17 protein-coding genes and 1 pseudogene are annotated in these 19,488 nt (G+C 68.5%); 13 read left to right on the forward strand and 5 right to left on the reverse strand.

Going from position 1 to position 19,488, the window contains the following annotated elements; translation table 11 throughout:
* From AX709_RS19045 to AX709_RS17460, 8 genes and pseudogenes are all read left to right on the forward strand, one after another.
* Positions 1–555, forward strand: a pseudogene (locus AX709_RS19045) (cell division protein FtsZ); the annotation flags it as partial.
* A gap of 146 nt (positions 556–701) precedes the next feature.
* Positions 702–2,462, forward strand: a complete 1,761-nt coding sequence (locus tag AX709_RS17430) for an SPOR domain-containing protein (RefSeq protein WP_066551204.1) — start codon at positions 702–704, stop codon at positions 2,460–2,462.
* Positions 2,459–3,625 carry a deoxyguanosinetriphosphate triphosphohydrolase gene (locus AX709_RS17435; RefSeq protein WP_066551206.1) on the forward strand — a complete coding sequence of 389 codons (1,167 nt, stop codon included), beginning with the start codon at positions 2,459–2,461 and terminating at the stop codon, positions 3,623–3,625. Before AX709_RS17430 ends, AX709_RS17435 begins: the two co-directional genes overlap by 4 nt.
* A gap of 100 nt (positions 3,626–3,725) precedes the next feature.
* On the forward strand, positions 3,726–5,204 hold the full coding sequence (locus AX709_RS17440; protein ID WP_197418964.1) for a DUF1800 domain-containing protein: 1,479 nt from the start codon (positions 3,726–3,728) through the stop codon (positions 5,202–5,204).
* 4 nt (positions 5,205–5,208) lie between these two features.
* Entirely contained in the window at positions 5,209–6,363 is a 1,155-nt protein-coding gene (locus AX709_RS17445) for a DUF1501 domain-containing protein (protein ID WP_066551210.1), read from the forward strand.
* 75 nt (positions 6,364–6,438) lie between these two features.
* Positions 6,439–7,377 carry an EamA family transporter RarD gene (rarD, locus tag AX709_RS17450; RefSeq protein WP_066551213.1) on the forward strand — a complete coding sequence of 313 codons (939 nt, stop codon included), beginning with the start codon at positions 6,439–6,441 and terminating at the stop codon, positions 7,375–7,377.
* 81 nt (positions 7,378–7,458) lie between these two features.
* Positions 7,459–9,189: an arginine--tRNA ligase gene (gene argS / locus AX709_RS17455; RefSeq protein WP_066551215.1), complete on the forward strand. Its 1,731-nt coding sequence runs from the start codon at positions 7,459–7,461 to the stop codon at positions 9,187–9,189.
* The gene (locus tag AX709_RS17460; protein ID WP_066480397.1) at positions 9,186–9,911 is read left to right on the forward strand and encodes an SPOR domain-containing protein; all 726 of its coding nucleotides are present in this window, start codon (positions 9,186–9,188) and stop codon (positions 9,909–9,911) included. Before argS ends, AX709_RS17460 begins: the two co-directional genes overlap by 4 nt.
* A gap of 298 nt (positions 9,912–10,209) precedes the next feature.
* Here AX709_RS17460 and AX709_RS17465 read toward each other — a convergent pair whose 3' ends face one another.
* Both AX709_RS17465 and AX709_RS17470 read right to left on the reverse strand, forming a co-directional pair.
* A complete protein-coding gene (locus tag AX709_RS17465) occupies positions 10,210–10,920 on the reverse strand; it encodes a hypothetical protein (RefSeq protein WP_066551234.1) in 711 nt (236 codons plus the stop codon).
* 19 nt (positions 10,921–10,939) lie between these two features.
* Positions 10,940–12,139, reverse strand: coding sequence for a toxic anion resistance protein (locus AX709_RS17470; RefSeq protein WP_066551217.1), 1,200 nt, complete (start codon positions 12,137–12,139; stop codon positions 10,940–10,942).
* Between the two features lie 165 nt (positions 12,140–12,304).
* On the opposite strand from AX709_RS17470, the gene typA reads away from it, so the two are divergent.
* On the forward strand, positions 12,305–14,125 hold the full coding sequence (gene typA / locus AX709_RS17475) for a translational GTPase TypA (protein ID WP_066551219.1): 1,821 nt from the start codon (positions 12,305–12,307) through the stop codon (positions 14,123–14,125).
* A 6-nt stretch (positions 14,126–14,131) separates the two neighbouring features.
* Here typA and AX709_RS17480 read toward each other — a convergent pair whose 3' ends face one another.
* From AX709_RS17480 to AX709_RS17490, 3 genes are all read right to left on the reverse strand, one after another.
* Positions 14,132–14,542 carry a hypothetical protein gene (locus AX709_RS17480; RefSeq protein WP_066551221.1) on the reverse strand — a complete coding sequence of 137 codons (411 nt, stop codon included), beginning with the start codon at positions 14,540–14,542 and terminating at the stop codon, positions 14,132–14,134.
* Between the two features lie 14 nt (positions 14,543–14,556).
* Positions 14,557–15,627, reverse strand: coding sequence for a S8 family peptidase (locus AX709_RS17485; RefSeq protein ID WP_066551223.1), 1,071 nt, complete (start codon positions 15,625–15,627; stop codon positions 14,557–14,559).
* Between the two features lie 133 nt (positions 15,628–15,760).
* Positions 15,761–16,183 (reverse strand): EVE domain-containing protein, encoded by a 423-nt coding sequence (locus AX709_RS17490; RefSeq protein WP_066551225.1) that lies wholly within the window; start codon positions 16,181–16,183, stop codon positions 15,761–15,763.
* 116 nt (positions 16,184–16,299) lie between these two features.
* On the opposite strand from AX709_RS17490, the gene AX709_RS17495 reads away from it, so the two are divergent.
* From AX709_RS17495 to AX709_RS17510, 4 genes are all read left to right on the forward strand, one after another.
* Positions 16,300–16,659, forward strand: a complete 360-nt coding sequence (locus tag AX709_RS17495; protein WP_066480406.1) for a hypothetical protein — start codon at positions 16,300–16,302, stop codon at positions 16,657–16,659.
* 72 nt (positions 16,660–16,731) lie between these two features.
* Positions 16,732–18,393: an FAD-dependent oxidoreductase gene (locus tag AX709_RS17500; RefSeq protein ID WP_066551227.1), complete on the forward strand. Its 1,662-nt coding sequence runs from the start codon at positions 16,732–16,734 to the stop codon at positions 18,391–18,393.
* 11 nt (positions 18,394–18,404) lie between these two features.
* A complete protein-coding gene (locus AX709_RS17505; protein ID WP_066551232.1) occupies positions 18,405–18,692 on the forward strand; it encodes a DUF3297 family protein in 288 nt (95 codons plus the stop codon).
* A 55-nt stretch (positions 18,693–18,747) separates the two neighbouring features.
* Positions 18,748–19,236 (forward strand): hypothetical protein, encoded by a 489-nt coding sequence (locus AX709_RS17510; protein ID WP_231727564.1) that lies wholly within the window; start codon positions 18,748–18,750, stop codon positions 19,234–19,236.
* Positions 19,237–19,488: the final 252 nt, after the last annotated feature.

The raw sequence follows: 19,488 nt of genomic DNA on the forward strand, positions 1-19,488 counted from the left end.
GTGGTCGCCACCGGCATTGAGGCGGAGGCGCGCCAGCCGGTCGCGCCGGTCGTCGAGCCGACGCGCGTCTTCTCCTTCGCTACCCAGCGTCGCCCCGGGCTGGTCCCGATGACCGAGGAAGCGCCGGCGCCCGTCGCCCAGGCGCCCGAGGTCGAGGACGAGCCGCTCGAACTGTCCGCGCCCGTCATGTCCGATGACGAGCCATCCGGCGACGAGCCGGAGGCCACCGTCGATGCGACGGCCGAGCCGATCCGGTTCGAGGATGATGCGGTCGCCGGGATGGACACTCCCGATGACGAGCTCGTGCTCGGTTCCGAGACCGAGGTCGATGACGGGACCCCGGCACCGCGCCCGATGTCGACCCGGCGCTGGCTGACCGATGGCGAGGAAGCGGCGGCGCCGCTCCCCTCCGCATCGGCGGAAGCGCCGCGCAAGTCGGGCGGCACGCTGTTCGAGCGGATGGCGAATGCCGGCCGCAGTGCGGCGCGCAGCAGCGATGAGGGCAATGACTCGCTCGACATCCCGCGCTTCCTGCACCGCCAGAACAATCAATAGGCACCAGCGGATCGGCCGGCCGCATCCGTCGCGGTGACGGGGCGGCCGGTCGCCGGCCTCGTCCTGATCGGCGCATGGTCAGCGCGGGTTCAGGCGTGGGGCGGCAGTCCCGTTTCCTGCCCATGACCTTCCCCATAGCGCCCCGGTTGTCGATCCTGTTGCTCGCCATGCTGGTCGCTGCGCCGGTATCGATACCGGGCGCGCTTGCGCAGCTTGCCCCGCGTGCGACGCCCAACGCCGATCGGCTGGCCGACCAGATGCGCGTGCTCGCCCGCAATCCCGACGATCTCGATGCGCTGGCGGAGGCCGGCGAATTGAGCGTGCTGCTCGGCGATCCGGCCGCGGCGCTCGGCTTCTTCAGCCGCGGCGATGCGATCGCACCGGGTAATGCGCGGCTGATCGCGGGACGCGCGGCGGCGCTGACCGCGCTCGAACGACCCGGTGAGGCGCTGCGGCTGTTCCAGGCGGCGGAGCGCGCGGGATACCCGTTGGCGCGCATGGCCGCGCAACGCGGGCTCGCCTATGACCTGTTGGGCTATCCCGCGCTGGCGCAGCGCGATTATCGCCTGGCATTGCGCGAGCGCGCCGATCCGGAGGTCACGCGCCGCCTGGCGCTGTCGCTGGGGATCAGCGGGGACGTGGCGGAATCCGCGCGCCTGCTCGATCCCCTGCTGCGCCAGAACGATCGCGCCGCATGGCGGGCGCGTGCGTTCGTGCTCGCCATCAACGGTGACGTTGCCCAGGCGGAGCGGATCGCCGCCGGGTTGCTGCCCGGTTTCGGCCCCAGCATGTCACCCTTCTTTGGCAGGCTGGCGTCGCTAGACGCGAGCGGGCGCGCGTTCGCGGTGCATTTCGGCGAGCTGACCGCGTCACCGGCACGGCTGGCCGATGCGGCGATGGCGCCGCCCATTCCCGGCATCGAGCCTGCCGATACACGACGCGCCGCGCGCGAAACCGGAACCGAAGTGGCGGAGGCGCGCAGCCGGCGGCCGCGCGCTGTCGATCCGCGCCGCACCCGGCGCGATGCGGGTGCCGTGCCCGAGGAGGCGGCGCCGGAGCTGCCCACCCGGCCGCGGGCATCCTCGGCGCTGACTGCCGCCGCGCCGTCGGCCAAGGGCTCGATTGCGGGGACGCTGCAGCGGCGTGGCAGCGCGACCGTCGCGCGTGCGCCCGTGCCTGCGCGGGTGGCCCCGCCCTTTACCGTGCGCGTCGGCACCCCTGCGCCGAATGAGGCGACTTCCGTGCCGGCTGCCGCGCCGGCGCAGGTCGCCGTGACCCAGGTCGCCACGGATGTGCCGCCTGCACCCGCAGCTGTGCCTGCACCGGTCGAGATCGCATCGCGCCCGCTTGCGGCGGTTGCGGCACCGGTGCCGGCGGCGCGCGACGCCGCGCCAACGCCACCACCTGCGACGGCTGCGGGGGCGGCGGCCATTTCGGCGGACAACCGCGCAATTCTGGGCGCGATCGTCCAGCGCCTGACCGACGGTGCGGCAACCGCGACGACGGTCGCTGACCCGTCACCGGCAGCCCCAAAGGCATCGGGTCCCACGGCCGCGTCGCGCCCCGCCATCGCGCGACCCCGAACCCCGCCGGTCAAGCCCGCGCCGGCAAAGCCGGATCCCGCCAAGCTGGAACCGGCGCGTCATTGGGTCCAGGTTGCGGGCGGCGCGAACAAGAGCGACCTGCCCAAGGTGTGGGAGAAGCTGGCGAAAACGGCGCCCGATCTGTTCAAGGGCAAGCAGGGCTGGACAACGCCGCTGCGCGCGACCAATCGGCTGCTGGCGGGGCCGTTCCGCACCGCGAGCGAGGCGCAGGCATTCGTGAACCAGTTGGGCAAATCCGGCCTGTCGGCCTTTGCGTGGCAAAGCGAGGCGGGGCAGAAGATCGAGCGCCTGCGCGCGCGATGAGCGTATGCGCGCCCTGGGCATCGGACCCGGCGCGCAGCAGAGGACGGCTCCACCCGGAACAAAAGGGGGGCGAGCGCGGACCGCGCGACGATTTCCAGCGCGATCGCGATCGGATCATCCATTCGATCAGCTTTCGCCGCCTGCGCCACAAGACCCAAGTGTTCATGGCGCCCGATGGCGACCATTTCCGCGTCCGGCTGACCCACAGCCTGGAAGTGGCGCAGATCGGCCGCACCATCGCCCGCGCGCTCGGCCTCAACGAGGACCTGACCGAAGCCCTTTGCCTCGCGCACGACATCGGCCACCCGCCGTTCGGCCATGCCGGCGAGGATGCACTGCGCGAGGCACTCGCCGCGCATGGCGGGTTCGATCACAACGGCCAGACGCTGCGCGCGCTGACGCATATCGACAGCCCCTATCCGCGCTGGCGCGGGCTCAACCTCAGCTGGGAGACGCTGGAGGGGCTGGCCAAGCACAACGGGCCGGTGGCCGATCCGCAATGGGCACTGCGCGCGGCCGACGCCGCGTTTCCCCTCGATCTCGACCACTGGCCGTCGCTGGAGGCGCAGGTCGCCGCGATCGCCGACGACATCGCCTATGACAATCACGACATCGACGATGGCCTGCGCGCCGGGCTGCTGGGGTTCGACCAGATCCTGGCCGTCCCGGTCATCGCGCGCGGCTGGGACCGGGTCCGCGCGCAGTTCCGCGACTATCCGCCCGCGCTGCTCGTCGGCGAGCTGATCCGCAGCCAGATCGGTGCGATGGTCAACGACGTGATCGCCGAAACCAGGGCGCGCGTCGCCGCCGCGGGCGTGGCGGGCGTCGAGGATGTCCGCGCGGCGGGCGGCTGCCTCGCCGGATTTTCAGACGCGATGCGCCAGGACGAGCGCGAGCTCAAACGCTTCATGTACGCCAATCTCTATCATCATCCGGCCCAGCTCGACGCAGCAGCGGCGGCGCGGCGCATCATCGCCGGGCTGTTCGCGGCCTATGATGCCAACCCCGCACGCATGGCGCCGGGCTGGGCCGATCGGTTGCCGGCGGAGGAACCGCAGCGCAGCCGCCACATCGCCGATTTCATCAGCGGCATGACCGATCGCTACGCCGTCGCGCGCTATCGCGAACTGGTCGGCCCGGTCGATCTGCCCGACGGGTTCTGAGCCGCAAAGGTCCGCGACAAATCCGGCGCGGCGCTGACACAGTTTTGCGACAGCTGTGCCTTAGCTTGCCCCCGATCGGCAGCGAATGGAGAAACGGCACGTGACCGAGGCAGCAGTCGCACTCAACCGTTTCGGGCTGGGTGGCACCGCGGGACAGGTCGCGCCGGCGCGCCCGCGCGCGTGGCTGATCGAGCAATTCGCCCGTTATGCGCCGCGTCCCGCGCCGATCGCGGCGTTGCCCGCGACCACCGAAATCGCGACCGACATCGCCGATTATCTGGCCGAGCTGCGCGGCCTGCGGCGTGAGATGCGCGCGTCGGGCGGCGCCGCGGACGCGCCCGCGATGGCAGATCCGGCGACCCCCGGCGCGTTGCGTGCCGAGCGCCCCGAGGCATTGCGTGCCGTTCAGCAATTCGGCCGTCGCCAGCGGCGCGAATTCTATGCCGGCGCTGCGCATGCGCGCATGGTGGCCGCAGTGGCGAGCGAGAGCCCGTTCGTCGAACGGCTGGTGCATTTCTGGGCCAATCACTTCGCGGTGTCCGCCGACAAGCAGGTGGTGGTGGGGCTGGCCGGGCAGCTCGAATTCGACGCGATCCGTCCGCATGTGCTGGGCAAGTTCGCCGATATGCTGAACGCGGTTGAGCGGCATCCGGCGATGCTGCTTTATCTCGACCAGGCCCAGTCGATCGGGCCGGATAGCCCGCTGGGCAGCCGGATCCGCGCGCGCGCCAATCGCCCGGTCGGGCTGAACGAGAATCTGGCGCGCGAAATCCTCGAGCTGCATACGCTCGGCGTCGATGGCGGCTATGACCAGGGCGACGTTACCGAGTTCGCCCGCGCCTTGACCGGCTGGACGGTGGCAGGGCTGGCGCGCGGCGCGGCGGCGGCGCGCTTCCTCCGCCAGGCGGGTCCGCCGGGAAGTTTTCAGTACGTTGACACCATCCATCAGCCGGGCGACCGCACCATCCTGGGCCGGCGCTATGCGGCGGGGGGAGAGGGTCAGGCGGCAGCCGTGCTGCGCGACCTTGCCACCCATCCGCGCATCGCACGTCATATCGCGACCAAGCTCGCCCGCCACTTTTGCGCCGACGATCCGCCGCCCGCTTTGGTCGCGCGGCTGGAACGGGCATTCGTGGAGTCGGGCGGCGACCTGCCGAGCGTCTATCGCGCGCTCGTCGAGGCACCCGAGCCCTGGGCGCCGAGCGCGACGAAGTTCCGCACGCCATGGGACTGGTCGGTGGCCGCGGCGCGCGCGGTCGGCGGGCCGCCCCCCGCCAATCCGCTCGCCACCGCCAACCTGCTGAACCAGCTTGGCCAGCCGATCTGGCGACCGGGCTCGCCGGCGGGGTTCGACGATGTCGCGGCGAGCTGGGCGGGGCCGGACGCGCTGATGCGTCGGGTGGAGGCCGCGCAGGCGTTCGCCGCCCGGATGCGCGGCGAGGGCGATGCCCGCGCGCTCGCGGCCGCGCTGTTTCCCGGCAGCCTGAGCGCGTCGACCGGAAGCGCCATCGCGCGCGCCGAAAGCCCCGCCCAGGCGATCGCGTTGCTGCTGGTTTCGCCCGAGTTCCTGAGGAGATAGCGCGATGATCGATCGTCGTTCCATGATGTTGGCCGGGGGCATGGCCGCCGGCGCGCTGATCGTTGCGCCGCGCATGGCGCTCGCCGCCGCGGCGACCGACCGCCGCTTCGTCTTCATCATCCAGCGCGGGGCGGCGGATGGCCTGCACATCGCCGCACCGGTCGGCGATCCGGCCTTCGCCAGCGCACGCGGCGTGCTGGCCGAGGATGTCGCGAGCGCGCCGAAGCTGGACGGCATGTTCCGCCTCCACCCGGCAATGAGCGGCCTGCACGCGCTTTATACGGGCGGCGAGGCACTGGTCGCGCACGCGGTCGCATCGCCGTATCGCGATCGGTCGCATTTCGATGGCCAGAACATCCTCGAAACCGGCGGGGTCGCGGCTTATGCGCGCAAGGACGGCTGGATGAACCGGCTCCTGACGCTCTTGCCCGACGGCCAGCGCCAGGCAATCGCGATTGCCGCGACCGTGCCGATGGCGCTGCGCGGGCCAGCGGAAGTCGCGAGCTATGCGCCGTCGCAATTGCCCGATGCGTCGGATGATCTGCTGGCGCGCGTCGCGATGCTCTATGCCAATGACGCGCAGCTGCACGCGCTGTGGGAACAGGCGACGGCGACGCGGGCGATCACCGGCGACATGGCCGCGGACAATGGCCGCAACGCCGCCGCGACCGGGGCGCTGGCCGCCAAGCTGCTCGCCGCCGACAATGGCGCGCGGATCGCGATGATCGAAACCGGCGGCTGGGACACGCATGCCCAGCAGCGCGGGCGGATGGCGGCGCAGCTGCGCGGGCTGGACGCCATGATCGGCGCATTGAAAGACGGCTTGGGGGCGCATTGGGCGAACACGCTGGTCCTCGTCGCGACCGAGTTCGGCCGCACCGTTGCGCTCAACGGCACCCAGGGCACCGACCATGGCACCGCGTCGGCGGCCTTGCTGGCCGGCGGTGCGGTGAACGGTGGCCGCGTCATCGCCGATTGGCCGGGGCTTGGCGCGCCCGCACTGCTCGACGGGCGCGACCTGCGCCCGACGATGGCGCTCGACGCGCTGATTGCCGGGGCGGTGAGCGCGCATTTTGCGATCGACCCCGCCCGCTCGCTGGCGACGATGTTCCCGGATTCGCGCGGCGTCCGGCCGGTAGAGGGTTTGATCCGCGCCTGACGCAGCTATTGTTGTTGCGGCGCAACGCAAGTTGCTTTGACGCTCGTCGGGCCGTCCGATAGGTGCGGTGCCACCATGGCCCAGGCTCCGACTCTCGACCCCGCCGCGCCGGCGGTCCGCCGCACGGGCCTGATCCAGGCCATCTCGGCCTATCTGCTGTGGGGCTTCCTGCCGCTCTATTTCCTGCTGCTCAAGGCAGTGGGACCGGGCGAGATCGTCGCGCACCGCATCCTGTTTTCGGTCGTCGCGCTGCTGGCGGTCGTCGCGATTGCCGGGCGCTGGCGCCAATTGCGTGCGGCGATCGCCAATCCGCGCGTGATGGGCTTGCTCACGCTCAGCGCCGCCTTCATCTCGGTCAACTGGCTGACCTATATCTGGTCGGTGCAGAACGGGCACGTCCTTGCCAGCAGCCTGGGCTATTATCTCAACCCGCTGGTCAATGTCGTGCTGGGCATGGTCGCGTTTCGTGAACGGTTGAGTCGCGCGCAGATGGTGGCGGTCGCGCTGGCGACGGCCGGCGTCGCCATCCTGGCGGCCGGTGCCGGCACTGCGCTGTGGATCAGCCTGACGCTCGCGCTGGCGTTCGGCTTCTACGGCATGGTGCGCAAGATTGCGCCGGTCGATGCGCTGGAAGGCCTGTTGGTGGAAACGCTGATCCTGGCGCCGATCGCGCTCGGCTATCTGATCTGGCTGGCCCAGTCGGGTGCGCTGGCGATCGGGCGGGACGCGGGTGAAAGCGCACTGATGATCGGATCGGGCATCGTCACGGCGGTGCCGCTGCTGCTGTTTGCCGCCGCGACCAAGCGGCTGCCCTATTCGACGGTCGGGCTGCTGCAATATATCGGCCCGACGATCCAGTTCGTGCTGGCCGTCACCTTGCTGGGCGAAACGCTGACCGCCGACTATATCCTGTGCTTCGCGCTGATCTGGACCGGGCTGTTCGTCTATGCCGGCAGCGGGGTCATGGGGTCGCTGCGCCTGCGACGCGAGCGCGCGGCCGCCGCGCGCGCCTGAACCCCGCCCCGACCGCGAACGGGCTTCAACCCGGCGCGCCGATCCGGTAAGCGGACCCACTTCCCGAACATGGAACCACCGATGACGCTCTACACCCGCTTTGCCGCGCATCTTGACGCGGCGCTCGACGCCCTGGTTGCCGCCGGTCAGCTGCCCGCCGGGCTCGACCGCCGCAACGTGACGGTCGAGCCGCCGCGCGACGCCACGCATGGCGATCTCGCGACCAATGCCGCGATGGTGCTGGCGAAGCCCGCCGGCACAAATCCGCGTGCGCTGGCCGAGCTGATCGTCGCGCGGCTGGCGGTGCTGGACGAAGTCGCGAGCGTGTCGATCGCCGGCCCGGGCTTCATCAACCTGACGCTGACCGACGACACCTGGCGGGGCGAACTGGCCGCGATCCACGCGGCGGGCGGCGACTATGGCCGCTCGACGATGGGTGCGGGCACGACGGTCAACATCGAATATGTCTCCGCCAACCCGACCGGTCCGATGCACATGGGGCATTGCCGGGGGGCGGTGGTCGGCGACGCGCTCGCCAGCCTGCTCGAATTTGCCGGGCACAGGGTGATCCGGGAATATTATGTCAACGATGCGGGCGGTCAGGTCGACGTGCTCGCCCGCTCGGCGCATCTGCGCTACCGCGAGGCGCTGGGCGAGGATATCGGCACCATTCCCGAGGGGCTGTACCCCGGCGACTATCTGAAGCCGGTCGGCGCGCATCTGGCGGCCGAGCATGGCACCGCCTTTGTCGACCGGCCCGAGCGCGAATGGCTGGCGCTGTTCCGCAAGGAAGCGGTCGCGGCGATGCTGGAGATGATCCGCGCCGACCTGGCGTTGCTCGGTATCCATCACGACCTGTTCGCGTCGGAAGCCGAGGTGCAGGCGGCCGGCAAACCCGAAGCGGCGGAAGCATGGTTGCGCGAACGCGACCTCGTCTATGACGGTGTCCTGGAAGCCCCCAAGGGCGAGACGCCCGAGGACTGGGAGCCGGTCGAGCTGCCGCTGTTCCGGTCGACCCGGTTCGGCGACGATCAGGACCGGCCGATCCGCAAGTCGAACGGGCAGTGGACCTATTTTGGTGCCGACCTCGCCTATCATTTCCAGAAGAGCCAGTCGGCGGATCAGTTGATCGACATCTGGGGCGCGGACCATGCCGGCACGGTCAAGCGTATCCAGGCCGCCGTCGCCGCGCTGACCGAGGGCAAGACGCGCTTCGACGTCAAGCTGGTCCAGATGGTCCGGCTGCTGCGCGGCGGCGAGCCGGTCAAGATGTCGAAGCGCGCCGGCAATTTCGTTACGCTGGCCGATGTCGTGAACGAGGTCGGCAAGGACGTGGTGCGCTTCACAATGCTGACCCGCAAGTCGGACGCCCAGATGGACTTCGACTTCGCCAAGGTGGTCGAGGCGTCGAAGGACAATCCGGTCTTCTACGTCCAGTACGCGCACGCCCGCGTCCATTCGCTGCACCGGCGTGCGGCGGAGGCGGGGATCGCGTGCGGTGACGCCGACCTGTCCCGGCTTGATACGGACGAGCTCGGGATGGTGAAGCGCGCCGCGCAGTTCCCGCGCGTGGTGGAAGGCGCGGCGCTGGCCCGCGAACCCCACCGGATCGCCTTCTATCTCTACGATCTGGCGGCCGAGTTCCATGCGCTGTGGAACCGCGGCAACGACGATCCCGATCGGCGCTTTCTGATCCAAAATGACGCAGTGGTAACGTGCGCGCGGCTTTTCCTGGCCGACGCGATCGGGCAAGTCATCAAGAACGGCCTTGCCATCATGGGGGTGAAGGCGGTCGAGGAGATGAGTGGATGACCGACCAGACGATCGAGGAGGCCGAGGACAGACTGCCCTGGCTCGAATCGGTCGAGGAAGGTGAACCGCCGCGCGCGCCCGTCTGGCGGCTGGCGCTGATCATCGTCGCGATCGCCGCGTTGGTCGCCGCGATCGTCTATGCCGGCATGGCGCTGCAGCGCCAGCGCACCACCGACGGCGGCGGCGCGCTGATCCAGGCGGAAAAGGGCGATTACAAGGTCAAGCCCGACGATCCGGGCGGCATGAAGGTCGACGGCGACGGCGACACGGTGTTCGCAACCAGCGCGGGCGATGCCGCCAATGGGTCGGTCAATCTGGGCGCGGTCCCCGAAGCCCCGGTCGCGGGTCGCCCCGCGCCCAAGGCAGGCCCGACCCCCGGTGCCACCCCGACGGCGCGTGTCGTGACCGAGGTGCCGCGGACCGCCGGAAGCCTGTCCCCCAAGTCGTTGCCGGCGCCGGCGCTGCGCAGCGTGCCGATGTCGGGCGGCGGGTCGGTCGTCCAGCTCGGCTCCTTCCCCAGCGAGGCGACCGCCAACGCGGCGTGGCAATCCCTGTCGGCGCGCTTCGGCTATCTCGCCCCGCTTGGCAAGTCGGTGCAGCAGGCCGAGGTGAAGGGGCGCACCGTCTATCGCCTGCGCGTCAACGCGGGCAGCGCCACGCAGGCGGGCGAGATCTGCGCCAAGCTCAAGGTTGCTGGCGAACCCTGCTTCATTCCGGGCTGAGCAAGCCCGACCGCCCTGTCACGCGATGCGTGATCCCAGCGTCAGACCGGTCGGTCGTCACAGGCGGTGCGCGGGTCAGGAGCGTCGCGTATGGATGCCGGATCAAGTCCGGCATGACGGGCGGCGGGAATAATGCGCTGCGTCCTTGGTCACCTAGAGCATGATGACTTTAGATTGACGCGCGCTCCAACGACGCCCTCGCCACCCCCGACTTGATCCGGGGTCCGGACGCGCCGGCGCATGGCGGAGTGCTCTGCTGCGGGCGGATCGGCGCCCGTGGAGCCTAGACGGCAAAACCTTAACCGCCGACCTCGTCATCGCCGCGATAGCGGATCTGCAGATAGCGTTCGCGCGTCGCGAGCTGGTCGAGCTGGCCTTCGGCGAGCTGTGCGGTCATCTGGGCGATCTCGGTATCGATCAGCCTGAGCCCCTCAACCAGCTGATCATTGGGGGTGCGGCCGTGGCGTTCGACGGTGCGCAGCGGCTGCGGAACCTGGGCATAGCCCTTGATCAGCTCGGGCAGCTGCTCGCCGACCAGCTTGCGCACCTCCGCTGCCGCCGGGGCGGCCTCGTCGAGCGTGACGAGCTGGGGGGCAAGCGTCTCCAACTTCAGCCCGATCTGATCGATCAGCGGCACCGCCGGGGCGGGCAGGGCGAGCCGCTGGGTCTCCAGCCATTGCTCGGTCTGCAGCGGCAGTGCCTTCAACGGCACCTGCGCCAGCTTCTCGGGCGAGGGCGGGACGACGACCGGGAAGATCGCGAAGAACAAAGTCGCGGCGATCAGCAGCGCCATCACCGCCAGCGCACCGCCCAGCCCGAGCGGCACGAACCAGCCGACCGCGACGGCCGCGATCAGGATCGCGATATCGGCCGCCGCGATCCGGCCCAGCCGGCGCAGGATCTCGCCCTCGCGGCGTCGCCGCGCGCGGCCGCGGGCGTCGCGATACCGGCCGCGGGTACGGTCGAGATACTCGCTCGATCGGGCGATCTGGCGGTCGACGTCGGTCATGTCGGGGTTCATCTCCGGATCAAACCGCCTCGAGCTTGAAGGTTTCGCCGCCGCTGCCCGAATTCTGCGCGGCACCCTCGGCGCGGGCGATGTAGCCCTTCGACTTCTCGACCTCGTTCGACAGCGTGTTGACCGTCGTCTTCATGCTGTCGAGCGCCTTCAGCTTGAAGGTGTCGATCGCGTCCATCGTGTCATAGATATTCTGAAACGCGCGCTGCAGCGTCTCGACCGGCAGGGTCGATGCGGCGGCTTGTTCATGGATCGTCGCGGTCTGGCTTTTCAACAGCTTGCCAGTCGAATCGATGATGTTGGCGGTGGTGGTGTTGAGTTGGGTGATCTGTTCCAGCACCAGCTTCTGGTTGGTCATCGCTTGCGCGACCGTCACGGCGGTGCGCAGCGCGGCGACCGTCGTCGTGCTGGCGCGATCGACGCCCTTGACCAGTTCGACATTGTTCTTTTTGACCAGATCGAGCGCCAGATAGCCCTGCACCGTCACCGCCATCTGCGTCAGCAGGTCCTGGGTCCGCTGGCGGACATAGAAGAGCGCCGTTTCGCGGACCGCCTTGGCCTTGGCTGGATCGCTGTGATCCAGTTCGTTGGCGCGATCCTCCAGCTTCTGGTCCATCGTCTTGGAGATGTGGATCATCTGCTCGAGGCGACCCATTGCCGCCCACAGATTCTGCCGCTCGACGTCGATCGCGGCGTTGTCCATCAGCAGCTCGTCCTTGCCCGACTGGAGCGATTTCAGGATCGAGGCGATGTGCGTCTGGGCGGATTTGTAGCTGTCGAAATAATTGCGCAGCTTGTTGCCGAACGGGATGATGCCGAACAACCGCTGCGGCGCGGTCAGATCGCCCTTGCGGCCGGGGTCCAGGTCTTCGATCGTCCGGCGCAATTCGGCGAGGTCGGATCCGACGCCGGTTTCCTGGTCCATGGCGCGGACCGGGCGGTCGAGGAAGCGGTTGGACTGGCCGGCGGCGTCGCGGATTTCCTTCTGACCCATCGCCGCGATCGCATCGACGCGCTTGCCGAATTCGGGCGAGTTGACGTCCTGGGCCAGCAGGTCGTCGATGAAGGTGTCCACGCGGGTTTCCAGCTCGGACTTCTTGGCTTCGTCGACCGGCACCAGCCCCGCGGCCTTTTCCGGCGCGACCGTGGGCACCGGGGCGGGCGGGGTCAGCGTCAATGTCGCTTCCTCGGTCGCGGTCTGCGTGGCCATTCGTCCCTCCAAAACCCTGTGTCGCGTGGACATTGACCGGGATTTGGTGGCGCTTCAAGTGTATTGCAAGACTAATACGCCATGACGTGCGACCGCTCCCCTTTCGCTGTCGCACAAAATCCGCTAAGCGCGCGCACGCACCACCTCCGCACATCGGGAACTGAAATGAATCTCCGCAACGTGGCGATCATCGCCCACGTCGATCATGGCAAGACCACGCTCGTCGACCAGCTTTTCCGCCAGTCCGGCACCTTCCGCGACAATCAGCGGGTCGAGGAGCGGGCGATGGACTCGAACGACCTCGAAAAGGAACGCGGGATCACGATCCTGGCCAAATGCACCTCGGTCGATTGGCAGGGCACGCGGATCAACATCGTCGATACCCCCGGCCACGCCGATTTCGGCGGCGAGGTGGAACGCATCCTGAGCATGGTCGACGGCGTCATCCTGCTGGTCGATTCATCCGAAGGCGCGATGCCGCAGACCAAGTTCGTGACCGGCAAGGCGCTGGCGCTGGGGCTCAGGCCCATCGTCGTCGTGAACAAGATCGACCGTCCCGACGAGCGGATCCAGGAAGTGCTGGACGAAGTGTTCGACCTGTTCGTCAGCCTGGAGGCAAGCGACGAGCAGCTCGATTTCCCGGTGCTCTACGCGTCGGGCCGAAACGGCTATGCCAACGAGGACCCGAGCCTGCGCGAGGGCACGCTGGCGCCGCTGTTCAACAAGATCGTCGATCACGTCCCGCCGCCGTCGGCCGACCCCGACGGCCCGTTCAAGTTCCTGGTGACGTTGCTCGACCGCGACAATTTCCTCGGCCGCATCCTGACCGGCCTCGTCTTTTCGGGCTCGATCAAGACCAACATGCCGATCCACGCGCTCGATGCCGAGGGCAACGTGGTCGAGACCGGCCGCGCGTCGAAGCTGATGACCTTTCGCGGGCTGGAGCGCGTGCCGACCGACGAGGCGCAGGCCGGCGACATCATCAGCCTGGCCGGGCTGACCACCGCGACGGTGGCCAACACCATCTGTGACCCCAGCGTCACCGAACCGCTGCAGGCGCAGCCGATCGATCCGCCGACGCTGTCGATGCGCTTCGCGGTCAACGATTCGCCGATGGCGGGGCGCGAGGGCACCAAGGTCACCTCGCGCATGATCCGCGACCGCCTGTTCCGCGAGGCCGAGTCCAACGTCGCGATCAAGGTGACCGAGTCGGCCGACCGCGACAGTTTCGAAGTCGCCGGGCGCGGCGAGCTTCAGCTCGGCGTGCTGATCGAGACGATGCGCCGCGAGGGCTTCGAACTCGGCATCAGCCGCCCGCGCGTGCTGTTCGGCACCGACGAGGCCGGCAACCGGACCGAACCCTATGAAACCGTCGTCATCGACGTGGACGAGGAATATTCGGGCACGGTCGTCGAGAAGATGAACCTGCGCAAGGCCGAGATGACCGACATGCGCCCGTCGGGCGGCGGCAAGATCCGCATCACCTTCTCCGCGCCCAGCCGCGGCCTGATCGGCTATCATGGCGAGTTCCTGTCCGACACGCGCGGCACCGGCATCATGAACCGGCTGTTCGAGAAATACGGGCCGCACAAGGGCAATATCGAAGGCCGCAAGAACGGCGTGCTCATCTCCAACGGCGCGGGCGAGGCCCAGGCCTATGCGCTAGGGCCCCTGGAAGAGCGCGGCATCCTGTTCGTCGGGCATGGCGAGGCGCTGTACGAGGGCATGATCATCGGCGAGAACGCCAAGACGGATGACCTGGAGGTCAACCCGATGAAGGCGAAGCAGCTGACCAACTTCCGCGCGAGCGGCGGCAAGGACGATGCGATCCGGCTGACCCCGCCCAAGAAGATGACGCTCGAACAGGCGATCGCCTATATCGACGACGACGAGCTCGTTGAGGTGACGCCCAAGTCGATCCGGTTGCGCAAGCTCCACCTCGATCCGCACGAGCGCAAGCGCGCCAGCCGCGCCAAGGCGGCCTGACGGCGCTCAGGCGAAGGCGCGGGCGAGCGCCGCGTTCAGGGTCACGATCAGCTGATCGACATCGCGCTGCGCGTCGAGCGTCGCCCTGTCGAGCAGCAGGCGGAGCGTGCCGGCGCGCCTGAGGAAGACGGCGGGCAATGCGGCGTCGATCGCCGGCCAGTCGCGACGAAAGCCGTCGCGGTGATAGAAGCGGGCGGGACAGGGCAGGGTGCGCAGATACGTGCGCCAGGCCGGGCGCATCGTGAACGCGCCATAGGTCACCGCGCACAGCGAACAGGGATAGGTGCTGGGCGACACGATCTTGTGGATCATGTCGCCCAGCGCCGCGATCACGCCGTCGGGCGCGTTGTAGACAAAGACCAGTTCGACCGCCTCGACGCGGCTCGGACCCCTGGGCACAGGGGCGTCACCGGTCATCGGAATCGGCGCGATCAGCGCACCCCGATGATATCGGGGATGCCATCGGGATCGTTGGTGACCCTGCCGCCGTTGCGCACCGAGCCGATCAGGAGCAGCCCGGACAGATGCGGTGCCGCCATCGACGTGCCCGAAAGCGTGGCGTAACCGCCGTTCAGATATGTCGATGGGATCGACACCCCCGGCTCCGCCACGTCGATCGGCGGATTGCCGAAATTGGAGAAGGTCGCGAACCGGCCGTTGCGGTCGAACGCCGATACGGTGAAGACGTTGGGCCCATTGGCGCGGGCGGGGCTGGTCGTCGCCGCGTTGACCGCCGAGTTGCCCGCCGCGAGGACGAAGCGCACGCCCGTCGACGCCGCGTTGATGACCGCGGCGTCGAGCGCACTCGACGCGCCGCCGCCCAGGCTCATATTGGCGATGTCGCCGGGCCGGCCATTGGCAGCCACATAGTCGATGCCGGCGATGATGCCGGAATTTGACCCCCGGCCGCTGCTGTCGAGGACACGCACCGCCACCACCCGGGTGCAGGGCGCGACACCCACCACGCCAATGCCGTTGTTGCAAGCCGCGATCGTGCCCGCGACATGGGTACCGTGGCCGTTCCCGTCATTGGGCGACGGATCGCCGACGAAGCTGGCGCTGCGCGTCACATCGACGTTCAGGTCGGGGTGATCGAGGTCGATGCCGGAATCGAGCACCCATGCGGTTGCGCCCGAGGTGATCGCGCCGCCGCCGACGCGCGTGATGCCCCACGGCACGGTCTGGGTGGCCTGGATGGTGCTGCCGCCGGGCTGCGCCGTTGCCTGGGCCTCGTCCTCCGGGATGGTGACGACGCGGTCCTGCTCGCAATAGGCGATCGTGCGGTCGAACGCCTTCATCCGCTCCACCGCCTGGGCGGGCAGGTTCACCGTGAAGCCCTGCATCGCGGAGAAATAGACATGTTTCAGCTTGCCGCCCTGCTCCTTCACGGCGCGACTCGCTTCCTTCGCGACATTCGACTTGGCCACCGACTTGTCGAAGACGCAGATATACTGGTCTTCGATCGGTTCGCCGCGTTTCGCCAGCGCAGGCGTGGCGAGCATGGTGCATCCGATAATCGACGCAACGAGGAGTGTTTGACCTTGCATGTGACGCGACCCCATTTTTTGTTGGACCCGGACGAATGCTCCGCCTGTTCATGACGCGCGTCAAGCTGGGCTTGGTGTAAATTGCTGTTTATACAACATTTTTGGATGTATCACTGGTGCCGAGCGCCGTGATCAGCGCCCATTGCGCGGGCGTGACGGGGGACACCGAAAGCCGCGACTGGCGCAGCATCGCCATGTCGGCCAACCCCGCCGCCGCCTTCATCCGTGCCAGCGTGACCGGCGGGGTGACCGGGCGGATCGGGCGCACCATCACCGCGACCCAATCCGCGTCGGCGGGGTCCGGATGCGGCCCGCCGCTCACCTCCATGATGCCGACCACCGCCTTGTCCCCGCCGGAGTGGTAGAAGAACGCCTGGTCCCCCGGCTGCATCGCGCGCAGGTGCAGCCGCGCGGCATTATTGCGCACCCCGTCCCAGCGGGTTTCGCCGTCACGGACCAGGTCGTCCCAGCCATAGGTGTCGGGTTCGGACTTCATCAGCCAATAGGCCATTGGCGCGCGCTCCTTTCGTCGTTTCTGAACAACGGGTTCGGCCAGGGTTCAGCTTTGCCCGGCGATACTGCCGGCAATGGGTGGCCGATGCCATCCCTGGCCCTGAGGAGGTGGAGATGAACGCGCTTTTGACCAAGCTCGGCCTCGGCACCGCATTGGCGGCGACGACGCTTGCCGTCGCGGCACCGGCGGAGGCCCGGCGCTATTATCGCGACCGTGACGATGCCGCCGCCGCGGCGGCGATCGCGGGGATCGCCGGTATCGCCATCGGCGCGGCGATCGCGAGCGACCGCGACCGCTATTATGACGACGATTATTACTATTACGATCGCCCGGGCCCCCGCTTTTATGGCCCGCGCTACGTCTATCCGCGCCGCGGTTACTGGGGTCCGCCGCGCCGCTATTATGACGATTGCAGGGTTCGACGCGTCTATGATCCCTATCTCGGCCGGCGCGTGCGTGTGCGCTATTGCTGACAACTGACCGTGGCGTTGCCGACGCGCGCGCCACGGTCGCAATATCGTGCCGGGCGCGTTATGGGATGACGCATGAGCAGCCCGCCAGATTCGCCGCCACGTGCCGGGCTCGACCCGTCCGATCCCTATGCCCGCACCGCGCAGACCTTTCCGGTGCTCGACGACGCCATGGCGGAGCGGGTCGCGTCATTCGGCACGATCGAGACGGTCGCGGACGGGACCTTCATTTTCGAGCGCGGCCAGCGCAGCGTCGATTTCTTCCTGATCCTGTCGGGCGAGATCGAGATCATCGATCATAGCGGCGAGACGGACAGCATCGTCCACAGCCATCGCGCCAACCAGTTCACCGGCGAGCTCGACCTGTTCAACGACCGCAAGATCCTGGTCAGCGGGCGCGCGATCGGCGACACGCGCGTGGTCCGCATCAAGCGGCCCGATTTCCGGCGCATGATCGCGGCCGAGCCCGACATCGGCGAGATCATCATGCGGGCCTTCATCCTGCGCCGCGTCGCGCTGATGAAGCATGCCCAGGGCGGCGTGACGCTGGTCGGCCCGGCGCACCTCTCGAACATGGTGCGGCTGGAGACGTTCCTGACCCGCAACGGCTATCCGCATCGGACCATCGACACCGAAAGCGACGCCGATGCGGCCGGCTTCCTCGCCTGCTTCAACTTGACCGAGGCGGACCTGCCGGTGGTGATCGCCGAGGGGGCGCCGCTGCGCAACCCGACCAACGCCGCGCTCGCCGATGCGCTGGGCCTGACGGTGCAGATCGATTGCAACCGGGTCCACCATCTTGCCGTCATCGGCGCGGGCCCCTCCGGATTGGCGGCGGCCGTCTACGCGGCGTCCGAGGGGTTGGAGACGGTGGTGGTCGAGGCAGTCGCGCCGGGCGGCCAGGCAGGCACCAGCAGCAAGATCGAGAATTATCTCGGCTTTCCCACCGGAATCTCCGGCCAGGCATTGGCGGGGCGCGCCCAGGTACAGGCCCAGAAATTCGGTGCCCAACTCGCTATCTCGCGCGCCGTCGCCGAACTCGACTGCAGCGAACGTCCGTTCCGCCTGCGGCTTGAGGACGGCCAGCAACTTTGCGCCGAAGCCATCGTGGTTGCGACCGGCGCGCGCTATCGCAAGCTCGACCTGCCCGACTATGCGCGGTTCGAGGGCAACGGCATTCATTATGCCGCAACCGCGATGGAGGCGTCGCTATGCGCCGACACGCATGTCGTCGTGGTCGGCGGCGGCAATTCGGCTGGGCAGGCCGCGATCTTCCTGTCGCGGACCGTCGCGCACGTCCACATCCTGGTGCGCGGGGAGGGGCTGGCGTCGACGATGTCCCGCTACCTGATCGAGCGGATCGAGGCAGCCGACAAGATCACGCTTCATCCGTTCACCGAAATCAGCGAACTCCACGGCGATGCCCAGCTGCGCGAGGTGACCTGGACCGACCGGCGCAGCGGCGCGACGCATCGGCAGGCGGTCGGCGCGCTGTTCGTGATGATCGGTGCCGAGCCCAACACCCACTGGCTCGACGGGTGCCTCGAACTCGATGAGAAGGGCTTCGTGCTGACCGATCGCAATTCGCGGCTGTTCGAAACGTCGCGCCCGGGCATTTTCGCGGTCGGCGACGTGCGATCGGGATCGATCAAGCGGGTCGCTTCCGGCGTGGGCGAGGGGTCGGTCGTGGTGTCGGCCATTCACAAATATCTGGCGGAAATCGGCGCGGTCGAGTAACGGCGCTCGCCATGAGCGATACACCCCCCGACCGCCTGTCGATCAATCCGCGCAGCCCGTATTTCGACGGCGACCTGCTGCAACGCGGCATCGGCATCCGCTTCAAAGGTACCGAGCGCAAGGATGTCGAGGAATATTCGATTTCCGAAGGCTGGATCCGCGTCGCCGTCGGCAAGAAGGTCGACCGGCACGGCCACCCGCTGACGATCAAGCTGAGCGGCCCGGTCGAGGCATGGTTCCAGGACAGCGGCGTCGGTGCCGATGCGGCGGACGCGGACGCGGACGCGGGCGACGCGTGACGCACGCGACGCGGTCACGGCGGCTGCGTCCATGCTTTCTTAGGCAGCCCCGGCTATGTTCGGCGTCATGACCGAAGTCCCGTGCATGAAGCCGGTCGAGCCGCTCGCGCTGAACCACAGCTGGCCGCTGTTCGATCGCACCCGGCGGTTCGACCTCGGATCGGTTCAGCTCGAACCCGTGCTGCGCTGGCCGCTCGATCCGAATGCCGCGCAGAGCCAGGCGCTCGCCGAGCATGGCGTCGGGCTGTGGGAATGCGATCTGTCGAGCGGGCGTCTCGCATGGTCGGGGGCCGTGCACGACCTGTTCGGCGTACCGCGCCACGTGGCGCCCAGCCGTCCGCACGCGCTGTCGGTCTATGCCGACGAATCACGCGCGGCGATGGAGCGCCTGCGCGACTATGCGATCAAGCATCGCCGCGGCTTCACGATCGATGTCGAGCTCCGCCCCGGCGGGACGACACGCTGGATGCGTCTGATCGCCGCGCCGGTCTGTGCCGACGATGGCACCCCGCTCAGCCTTCACGGGATCAAGTTCGCGCTCTAGCCGCGGCCCGCTCGATCCAGCCGACCGCGAAGGCGGTGATATCGGCTGCATCCACCAAGATCGCCGTTGCGCTGCCGACCCGCCCCGTGCTTCCGGAACCGGTGGCGAGATAGTCGGCGACGATCTCGTCGAAATAGCTGTCGGACAGGCCCTCGACGATCGCCTCGCTGTCCTCGAAATAGGTGCACCACCGCCATGATGTGTGGACCGGCGTGCAAAAGGGACCCCGTTAGCGGGGTGATCGGCGTCTAA

Origin of the sequence: Sphingomonas sp. CCH15-F11, from assembly GCF_001557005.1 — a bacterium.
GTDB lineage: Bacteria > Pseudomonadota > Alphaproteobacteria > Sphingomonadales > Sphingomonadaceae > Sphingomonas.